Genomic DNA, 10,537 nt, shown 5'->3' on the forward strand with positions numbered 1-10,537 from the left:
AAATTTTAAAGTTGATATTTTGTCTGATGGTTTTAAAAAACTTTAGAATCTGTATCTAAAGTTGAGAATAAAGTTTCTTCCTGCCTCATCCGAGAAAAATCGCATTCTGTTCAGATAATCTCTGTACGAAACATTGAAAAGATTGTTCACGATAAGTCCCGCAGAAAGATTTTTGCTGATGTTGATTCCCGTCTGGATATTCCAGAGAGAATACCCGTTTGGCGGAGTACTCAGATCTACCGTTTTTTCCACTTCATCTCCGTCTATATATATTGGTATGGTTGCATTGTACACCGGAAATCTGTTCTGCTTAAGAAAAGTCTGGTTTTCTACCGTAAAATAAAACTGCTTCCAGTTTTCCTTTTTAAACTGTAATGCATTGGAAAAATTCGGAGGCATCATTAAAATCAACGGAACATTGTTTGTATCGTCCTGTCCGTAAACATAACTTCCTTTTCCTACATAAGTAAGATGATCTGTAAGTTTAAGATTAACATCCAGATCTACCCCATACATTTTGGCATCAATCTGCTGATAAGACCACACCGGAAATACCCCTCTGATCGTATTCTGAACTCCTGTAGGAACTTCGTTGATAAAATTTTTGGTGATAAAAAAGTAAGGATTCACAGAAACATTCAATCCTTTTAAAACATTGAATTTCGAATCCACCGTAAGATTAAACTGATGTCCCTGTTCATTCTTTAGTCCCATATCTCCGATTTCGATCACAGAAGCAGAATGGTGCAGTCCGTCCGAAAACAGTTCCGCAATATTCGGTGTTCTGCCCACTTTAGCATAATTGAATTTCAGATCAAAAGATGAATTCGGGCGATATTCAAGACCAGCATTCAACGAGACATTGTTATAATTCAGTTGAGGACGCGTAAGAATCCTGTTCTGGTCTGTTTTTACATAAAACTGAGGATAAGAATCTGCATATCTCCTCTCCCAATCGCTTTTATCATACCATTTCGTAACATCGTAACGCGTAAAATCGTATCGCGCTCCTGCCTCCACATTGAAATTGCCGGAGATTTTATATTTAAAAATAGAATAAAAACCTGCCGCATACTTATCATAGTTCGGAATCAGACGTCTTGCTTTTGTCGCCGGATCCGAATAATTGTTCTGAAAACTCGCATCAATTCCCGTTTCCAGAGAAAACTTCCCTCTTTCCAGCAAATCATTAAGATTAAACTGATGCGTCATCAGTTCCAGATCCAGAGAAGGCGTATCTTTTAAATCTCCTCTTCTGATGTCATATTCCTGTCTGTGGTTGTACTGATAACTGTATGTCGCAGAAACTTTCCCGATATTTTCAAATCTTTTGAAAGCCGAAACTTTCGCAATATGATGCTCGATCACTTGTCTCGGATTATCGATATCATAACTGAAAGTTCCTGTGTAAATCGGAATTTTCGTGGTAGTTGCGTTGTAAAAATCTTCATTGTTTCCCACATGAGAACCTCTGTAGATCCCAATATTCTGGTTCGTTAAATAATAATCGAAAGAAATTCCTCTCTCATACGTATTATTCTGAACGGTAAAATTAAACGAAGAAAAATCCATTCCTGTATTCATCAGGTTATAATCCGGAGCGTTCTGATCTCCCAATTTTTTGATGCTTCCTCCTGTTTTTACCGCCCATCCGTTTTTCCAGATTTTCGCAACATCCGCATCCAGAGCCATTCCTCTTCCGTTGGAAATTCCGGTAAGACCGACAGATCCTTTTAAAGTATCTTTTTTAGGAAAAACTTCCGGCTCCATAATGACCACTCCGCCAATCGCATCACTTCCGTACTTCAATGCAGAAGCGCCTTTGATGACGTCGATATGCTGGAAATTATTAATATCCACATTCGGAGCGTGTTCCACTCCCCACTCCTGTTCAGCAAGCCTCACTCCATTGTTTAAGATAGAGATTCTGCTTCCGTAAAGCCCGTGAATAATAGGTTTTGAGATATTGTTTCCTGTTTTCAAAGCACTGACTCCCGAAATCTTCGTCAGTAAATTCCCTAAATTATCTGTGGAATTTCTTTGAATTTCAGATTTATCAAGCGTTTTGACAACCAGAGATCCGTTGTTTTTATGATTTCCGTGAATGGTAACCGTTTCGATATCCTGAACGTGATGTTCAAGCGTAATTGTTAAATGCAAATCCTGTGTAACTCCTACATTTTCAGTATAATCATTACAATCAGGATGCTTAGCAATGAGTATATATTTTCCCGCAGGAATTTTATTGATTGAAAACTTACCGTTTTTATCGGTTTTTGCAGAAAAATCTCCAATTTTCACGGATGCATTTTCCAGCATCGTTTTATCATGAAAATCCTGAACCGTTCCTTCTACCGTGTAAGTCTGCTGTGCGTTTGTAAATGCAAATCCGCAAAGGATCAGCATAAAACTATAGATCAATTTCATTGTTAAATAGATTGATTGTGTACTTTTCAGGGTACTTTTTCGTTAAAATTTGAATTGGATTTTTTTAGCTTCAGAAGATGAATCTCGATGCTCAATTTTGAACCGTTAAGATTTATTTTAAGAATTTTAGCGTAATTAAGTTTAACCTTGCTTTTAAGGGATAAAAAAATCTATATGATTTTTCTTAATAAAACTTAATTCCTAAATTCATCTTAATGGTTAAAAAAAATAGATTAGTTTAATTAAATACATTATGTATCTAAAAATTATTTAGCAAAAATCCGAAAAAAATCTATGAATTATGAAATTGCGGGCGGACCGCGAAGCTGAAAGGTAAATTTAGTCTGAGACCATATTTTTTCCTGAACGGTAATGATCTGCTTTACTTCGTGCGTGTAATGTGCAAAAGAAAAACTGAATTCTTCAGGAACTAATGTATGTCCGGTAGCTAAGAAATGACAGGCAAGACAGTCTGCTGCTTTTTCCTTCGCTGTATTTTTAGTAACCGTATTTTCAGATTTTTTAAAACTGAAGTTTTTAAAAAACTCTTCGGAACTGTGACTGTGGAAATTCTGGGAAAACAGCGCAAGAAAATAGATTCCAAACAATAATTTGGAAATAAAATTCTTTAGATTTCTGCTTTCTTTAAAAATCATTCGTCAAAATTATAAAAATAATTTAAAAATTGAGATTAAAGTTTTATTAAAATATATTAATTGATAAGTAAGTGAATATGAAATTTTGTTACAAACTGTAATCAAACCTTATAGGTTTTAAAAACCTATAAGGTTTATTTTATGTATTTCTTAGAAATTAATCCAACTGAGTTCCCAAATATTCCCACTCCTGCAAAGCAAGATCCAGTTCTTCTTTGGTGTTGTTGTATTTTTCCAGAGTTTCTTCAGAAGGGTTTTCTTTGGTGAAAGAAGCTTCAAATTCCTCAACTTTTGTTTCCAGTTCGGTAATTTTTTCTTCTACTTTTTTCAGTTTATTCTGAATATTTTTCTGCTCTTTGCTTACAATGGTTGATTGTTGAGTTTCTGTTGCAGGCTTGTCCTCTTTCTTTGTCTTTACCTCAACCTTCGTTTCTTCTCCATGAAGTTTTGCTTTTTCAGCAGAGATTTCTCGGATTGATTCTTTTTGTCTGAATTCAAGATATTCGTTGATATCTCCTAAGAATTCTTTCATTTTACCATCGCGGAATTCGTAGATCTTATCACAAAGTCCCTGTAAAAATTCTCTGTCGTGCGAAATCACAATTAACGTTCCTTCAAATTTCTGAAGAGCCAGCTTAATAATTTCCTTAGACTGAATATCCAAGTGGTTCGTAGGTTCGTCCATAATCAGCGTGTTGAAAGGACGAAGCAACAATTTACAAAGCGCCAAACGGTTTCTTTCCCCTCCGGAAAGTACTTTTGTTTTTTTGTTCACCGCTTCCCCTTGGAAAAGGAAAGATCCTAACAAATCGCGGACTCTTGGTCTCGTTTCTTCGGTTGCCGCATCTTCTGCTTCTTCCTGAACGGTTTTATTGGGGGTTAAAACTTCCTCCTGATTCTGAGCAAAATACCCGATGTTTACGTTATGTCCAAGATTCCATGTTCCTGAGTAATCTTTAATGTCTCCCGCAAGAATTTTTGCCAACGTTGTTTTTCCCTGTCCGTTTTGTCCAAGAAGTGCAATTCTGTCTCCTCGCTGAACGATGAAATCCACATCATCAAAGATTTGTTTTTCACCATAAGCTTTACCTAAATTTTCAGCTTCGAAGATAATTTTTCCGGGAACCTGCGACTGTACGAAACGGATATTGAATTTAGAAACGTCTTCATTATCTACTTCAATACGTTCGATTTTGTCTAATTTTTTAATCAAAGATTGCGCAAAGGATGCTTTGGTAGCACTTGCACGGAACTTATTGATGTTATCTTCCATCTGCTTGATCTCCGCATCCTGATTCTTTTTAGCCTGAATCAATTTTTCGCGGCGGTCTTCGCGCATCACAAGATATTTGGAATAATTGGCTTTATAATCGTCAACTTTTTTGTTGTTGATATCGAAAGTACGGTTACAAACCGCAGTCATGAACTGCTTATCGTGACTTACCAGAACAATTGCTCCGGGATAATCTTTCAAAAAGTTTTCCAGCCACATGATGGATTCCATATCCAGGTGGTTCGTAGGCTCATCGAGAAGCATGATGTCGTTCTTTTGCAGCAACAGTTTTGCCAGCTCGATTCTCATTCTCCAGCCTCCGGAAAATTCATCGGTAATTTTCTGGAAATCATCCGCTTTGAAACCAAGACCGAACAATACTTTTTCCATGTCGCCTTCCAGATTGTAAGCGTCGTGGTTCATTAAAAGGTCGTTCAGTTCCGTCATTTTATTAATCAGATCTGTGTAAGAATCGCTTTCATAGTCGGTTCTTGTCGCCATCTGATGATTCACCTCTTCAAGCTCATTTTTCCATGCGTTGATCTGTTCGAAAGCCTGCATGGTTTCCGCCCAGACCGTTCTTCCTTTTACGAAATCGAGATCCTGTTTTAAGAAACCAATGGTGATGTTTCCTTCCGGAACCACGTTTCCTTCGTAGAAATTAATTTCTCCGGAAAGCATTTTCAATAAAGTGGATTTCCCCGCTCCATTTTTACCGACCAAACCAATTTTATCATCCTTTTTAATCGTGAAATTCACGTTTTGAAACAGATATGTTCCTGAATGATGTAATCCTAAACCTTGAACCGAAAGCATGTGTTAAATAATGATTAATAGTGAATAATGAATTTTCGGGTGCAAAAATACGGAAAATAAAGGAATTTAATGGCAATAAAAAGAGCCGCCTGAAAAAGCAGCCCTAAAATAGAAACTTGTATGATAAATTGTTTAGAGTCTTTGTAGAAATAATTTGAGTCCGATGCGTTTTACAGCAAAAAAGATTTCAAAATTTAAATAAATCATTGCCATTTATTCATAAAGCTGAATCGCCCGAATTAAAAAAATAAAAACTGAGCTGCCTAACCAAGACAGCTCAACACCTAAATTTAAAACTGAAAATGTACTAACATTTATTATAAAAATTTTCTTTGATCAAAATGGTACGGCTCCAATTATCGTTATTGGGAATATTGGTTCCGTAGGCGTAATCCACGACAGAATCTTCAATATGATGGATCTCAGACTGTAATCGTGATTGGTTTTTATTGAACTGATCATCCGAATGGCTCGGAACATTCAGTCCGTTATTGATGAATTCTGTATTGGCTCCTGATTTCAAATCCATCGGCAAAGCCGGATGATATAAGCCGAAATTTGCCGAAATATGGGTATAATCTCCCAGTTTTTCATAACTGTAATCCGGCTTAAGGTCTGAGGAAAGGTTTTTAACATAATTTTTAAGAGCCTCCGATAATTCCGTTAAATAAGGATGTTTTTCAGGATGAATTTCAAAGGTAGTTTCATCAAAATCCGTATTAAAGACTGCTTGTCCAGCATTGGTTTCCATCAGCATCAGTTTTCCGTAAATTTTTGAAAGCTCACTGTACACCAGATCTCTTGCCACGTAAGCCTGAGAAAAAACATCGCCTTTATCTATTTTATAATCTTTTAAAACAGAACTCCAGATTTTATTTTTTTCTGAATCCAAAGCTGTTCCTTTGATGTTTTCTATATAGTAATACAGTTCCGTATTTTTAATAAAATTCGGTGAGATGTAAACCGATTGGGAACCTTCCAAATATCCTCCTCCGACATCTGCATGCGCTCCGGGAACAAAAATTTCTTTCCAGACCGAGTTTCCGCTCTCCCATTTTGCATCTGTTCTTTCTTTTGACTCTTCGAAAATGCCTGTTAAAGGAAAAAAATACCTGCATTCATTAATTGCGCAGATATGCAGAACCCTTTCCGTTTCGGGCAAAACCGCCACATCATAATCACTGAAAGCAGCAGATTCTACCGTATCAAAAACTCCCAGAAATTTAATTTTAACTGTTTTTTCTGAAAATTCTGACGTACGGTGTATTACTTTATTACAAAAATTCCTTGCGAGCATTGCTCCACGGCTGAAACCATAGACATACAAATGATATTCTTTGGTATCGTCTTCAATTGTTGTTTTAATGAAAGAAAAAGCCTCTTCCAGTTTATCATCTGAAGAATACCCGTGATATCCCGCAGGATTTTTACACGTAGCCATCGCAAAATCACTGTCTTCGTTTCCCGTAACAGTTCCGATTCCTCCTACATATTTTTTCTCATCACTTTTAAACAGCTTAAATAATTTATAGATATTGGTAACATTACCGTAATAGCTTTCGTTATTCCTAAGTGGTTTTTTATGAGAAGTGGCATTCATCCCGTTGTTTCCTGTTCCATCGAAGAAAATTCCGACAGAGATGATGTTGTTTTCCATTACACTTCGTGGTTTTATCTGGTCTTCATTCCTAAAAATGAAGCACTTATTATATGAACACTCCAAAGTAACGATGAAAAAAACCGGGATAATAGAGTAGAAAGTACCAAATAAAAAATTCCGTATTTCTACGGAATCAGATTCTTTCTAAGGGATGGATATTGTTGATAATGGCATAAATTACAATTCCCACTGTATTTTTAGCTCCTATTTTTTCGACGATTCGCTGTCTGTGGCTTTCTACGGTTCTTGGACTGATAAATAATTTTTCGGCGATTTCGTTGTTGGTGCATTCCTGACAGATGAGTCTTACCACATCTTTTTCACGATCGGAAAGTTCATCGTCCATTTCAAAAAGTGTTCTTTTCTTGGTCGGGCTGTTCATGTACGAAAAAATCATCTGATGATCTTCCGGAGTGAAGAAAATTCCGTTTTTATACACCATCGTAATGGCTTCGATAAAAGCATTTCTGTTGGAATTTTTCGGCAAAAATGCAGAAACACCCAGCTTCACCATATATCCCAGAATAGTTGTTTTGTAATGGGAAGAAAGGATAATGATTTTAAGATTGGGGTATTTTTCTTTTAAAATCTCAACCAGCTCAAATCCGTTCATGGGCTGCATCTGTACATCTACCAGTGCGATATCGGGAAAATCTTCTTCGGAGGTTTTTTCTAAAGTTTCTAAAAAATCCGGTCCGTTGGTAGAGGTAGATCCTACCGAGATGTTCGGTTCCGAAGACAATAACATTTTTACGCCTTCGAGAATCAGCTGTTCATCATCAATTAATGCTATTTTGATCTGGGAGTTCATTGTATGGAATTTTTATAATTAATCGGCTGCCTTTACCTAAAGTATTTTTCCATTTGTGCGCCGCGTTCATGGATTTTATTCTGGATTCGATATTTTTGATACCCATTCCTTTTTTCACCTCGTCATATTCAAAGCTTTGTCCGTTATCGGAAATGATAACGGCAAGATTTGTTTTATTATCCTTAATATAGATCCAGACTCTGGATGCTTCCGAATGTTTAAGAACATTGGTGGTAAATTCCTGAATAATCCTGTACAACTGAACTTCCACGAAGATTTCTTTTTTTTGAAATTTCGGACTCACGTTCAGTGAAATATTTATTCTTCCCGATAAATTGGCAATCAGCTCTTCAATATAAAGAACGAGACCTACGGATTCCAGATTCACGGGATATAATGAATGAGAAATGCTTCTGGCTGAATCTATGAGAGAAGACATTTGTGTGGTTATATTTTTTTTAATGAGTTCATCGCCTTTCGTATCTAAGTTATTCAGCCATAAAGAAAGGATATTCAGACGGTTTCCGATGTCGTCGTGGATCATTACGGCAATCCTTTTCCGTTCCGATTCCTGCGCTTTTATATTTTCCAGGGCAAGATTTTTCTGGTGCTGAACTTCTGCTTCGTACTGTGCATTTTTCTCTTTAATGATTCTCTGGATGAAACTTCTGTACGCCAACAAAATAAATGTCATGATGATCACCAGAACGGCAATCAACGCGACAAAAAAAGTGATATTTAAGGTTATTTCTTTAATCTTAAAAAGGTATAGATGATTGATATATATAAAAAGCTGCAGAGAACATTATTGATACTCCAGATCATCCCTGCCTGTTTTACTCCAAAATCCGCAAGCTGACGAAGAAGGAAGAATAAAAAGACCGACAATCCATAATACAGAAAAATAAGACTGTCTACCGCCATGAAACGGTCATTTACCTTCGTGTTTTTAATTTCCATAAGCAGTGCATAACCGGCAAAGCAGATCACAATAATATTTGAGATCACCTTCTTTACCTCATTGGTTACAATTCCGAAATCCAGCCAAAAGCAAAGCGCCAGTAATCCTACCGGAATATAACAATACCCCGGCAATGCTAATTTTTTCACGAAAAGAATTCCTAAGATGAGAAATTCTCCTGCCACATAATACGGAAACAGGAAATTAAGATCCTTTACATGAAAAAAACTGATAGAAACTCTTCCTATCGCCTCTATCAAAAAAAGAAAAATGATATAATATACATACCATTTTTCTGTGTTTCTAAGAATTTTGTACTTTAAAATTCCGATTAAAGCACAAATAACAAGTAAACTGTTATTAAGATAAAGTATTACCTGGTAAATATCCACAATATATTTTAGTTAAAAATTACGTAAGCTGGCAGACAGGCGGACAGGCATTTGACCAATCGTATGTATTGGAGATTTTTTCAACGCTTACACCGTTTTCACTGCCTTCCAGATCTGTATAAAAAGAAATGAAAATAAGCGTAGGCAAAACTCTCTGATACACCTGAGAAAACTTCAGTCCGAACGAGCAAACCATATGGGAAAGCCCAGCTTTCGGCGGATTAAGATTTTCTGCAGGTACATAAAACTGTCTGAAAATTCTTGCTCCCTGAAATTCTGTACATTCTCTGTAAAACCACATCATCGCATCGTTTCTCCACGACTCGATTGCCTCAATTGCTTTATCCTGCTCCATCATCGGCTTGTTTGCAATAGGCCAGAACATATCCGAACTGTTATCCACTGTTTTAAGATCCTTGGAAAGAACCGCATTTTTTACAAGCGTATATTCTTCCGTTTCTACCAGATTAAGGTCTTCCTTCAGTTCAGCTAAAAAGCTGTAAGGATAGTCCTGTACTTCTTTTTTATGTCCTCCTTCATCCATCGGGCAAAGAACAGCAACCATCTTATTCTCGTAAATACCGATCTGAGCGCAAAACTCAGTACATTTATTTTCGGTCTTCATCCAGTTGATCTGTTCAGCATCAAAATCAAAAACATAATTGGTAGGAATCAGATCTTTAATGGCATTGTAATTTCCACGGCAGTTATCCCACTCTGCAAATGCTATCTCGCATTGTTCTCTGTTGAATGTATTCATATTTTCACGGTTTTTCTAAGGCATAAAATTATAGAAACTAAATTATCTATGCAAGTATCTCACGCATAATTGAAAATTAGTTAATAATTCTTTACTGTAATGTGATAACAGCTCTGTTGTTTTTCTTTGATGTAATAGATCCTTCCCAGATCAAAATAATACTTCAGAACCTTCTCTAAAGCAGCTTCCATCTTAGGATTATGCTTCAGAACACCGTTAAAGCGGACATAGGAAATATCAAAAGAATTTCCGTAATTATGAGAGCTTATTCCCAGTGCCGCGTTAGAATTCACCCTTCTCAGTCTGCACTGGTCTTCCAGTGTTCTGGTAATGGAAGAAACCGTAAAAACATTTCCTTTCGTTTCTTTACTGAAACGCGCCCCTATTTTCTCCAGCATCGACTTTCCTTTGGAAACCATATAGGCTCTGCTGTAATCAAGCTTTTCAACACGATATCCGGTTCCCGTTTTTTTTATTTTGTGAAATTTTCCTTTATTGATATAATTCTGAACAGTCTTTGAGTCCTTCAAAAGCTTTACCCCAAAACTTTTTGAGGCATCCAGATGCGGCTTATAAATAAAAGTGGGTTCTACTCTTAAAACTTCTGTAAGATCATAGCATGGTAATGTTTTTTGAGCCGCCTGTGAAGAAAATATGCCATGAATAAGAAAAGCAAAGATCACACACAAAAACTTTTTCATGAAAGAAATTTTAAAAATTATAAACTAAAATAATCATTTATGAAATAAATATAAACTCTAATAAACATATATGTGAAAAT

Annotated in this window: 9 protein-coding genes; all 9 read right to left on the bottom strand. The window is 36.3% G+C overall.

Annotated features, from left to right (window positions below):
- Positions 1–42 precede the first annotated feature (42 nt).
- The 9 genes from DD829_RS01730 to DD829_RS01770 all read right to left on the bottom strand — a co-directional run bounded on the left by DD829_RS01730 (position 43) and on the right by DD829_RS01770 (position 10,457).
- The gene (locus tag DD829_RS01730) at positions 43–2,427 is read right to left on the bottom strand and encodes a TonB-dependent receptor (RefSeq protein WP_108410456.1); all 2,385 of its coding nucleotides are present in this window, start codon (positions 2,425–2,427) and stop codon (positions 43–45) included.
- A 299-nt stretch (positions 2,428–2,726) separates the two neighbouring features.
- Positions 2,727–3,083: a hypothetical protein gene (locus DD829_RS01735; RefSeq protein WP_116547465.1), complete on the bottom strand. Its 357-nt coding sequence runs from the start codon at positions 3,081–3,083 to the stop codon at positions 2,727–2,729.
- A gap of 157 nt (positions 3,084–3,240) precedes the next feature.
- Complete coding sequence (locus tag DD829_RS01740; RefSeq protein ID WP_108410045.1) at positions 3,241–5,172, bottom strand: ABC-F family ATP-binding cassette domain-containing protein; 1,932 nt, start codon at positions 5,170–5,172, stop codon at positions 3,241–3,243.
- 307 nt (positions 5,173–5,479) lie between these two features.
- On the bottom strand, positions 5,480–6,829 hold the full coding sequence (locus DD829_RS01745; protein ID WP_116547466.1) for a T6SS phospholipase effector Tle1-like catalytic domain-containing protein: 1,350 nt from the start codon (positions 6,827–6,829) through the stop codon (positions 5,480–5,482).
- A gap of 136 nt (positions 6,830–6,965) precedes the next feature.
- A complete protein-coding gene (locus DD829_RS01750; RefSeq protein WP_108410044.1) occupies positions 6,966–7,643 on the bottom strand; it encodes a response regulator in 678 nt (225 codons plus the stop codon).
- Positions 7,612–8,337: a sensor histidine kinase gene (locus tag DD829_RS01755; protein ID WP_165762926.1), complete on the bottom strand. Its 726-nt coding sequence runs from the start codon at positions 8,335–8,337 to the stop codon at positions 7,612–7,614. The genes DD829_RS01750 and DD829_RS01755 overlap by 32 nt, the downstream gene beginning before the upstream one ends.
- 50 nt (positions 8,338–8,387) lie before the next feature.
- A complete protein-coding gene (locus DD829_RS01760; RefSeq protein ID WP_108410043.1) occupies positions 8,388–8,996 on the bottom strand; it encodes a hypothetical protein in 609 nt (202 codons plus the stop codon).
- A gap of 19 nt (positions 8,997–9,015) precedes the next feature.
- Positions 9,016–9,756, bottom strand: coding sequence for a hypothetical protein (locus tag DD829_RS01765; protein WP_076390965.1), 741 nt, complete (start codon positions 9,754–9,756; stop codon positions 9,016–9,018).
- Between the two features lie 80 nt (positions 9,757–9,836).
- Positions 9,837–10,457, bottom strand: a complete 621-nt coding sequence (locus tag DD829_RS01770) for a DUF5715 family protein (RefSeq protein ID WP_108410042.1) — start codon at positions 10,455–10,457, stop codon at positions 9,837–9,839.
- Between the last annotated feature and the right edge of the window lie 80 nt (positions 10,458–10,537).

Source organism: Chryseobacterium sp. HMWF035, assembly GCF_003094695.1.
Lineage (GTDB): Bacteria > Bacteroidota > Bacteroidia > Flavobacteriales > Weeksellaceae > Chryseobacterium > Chryseobacterium gambrini.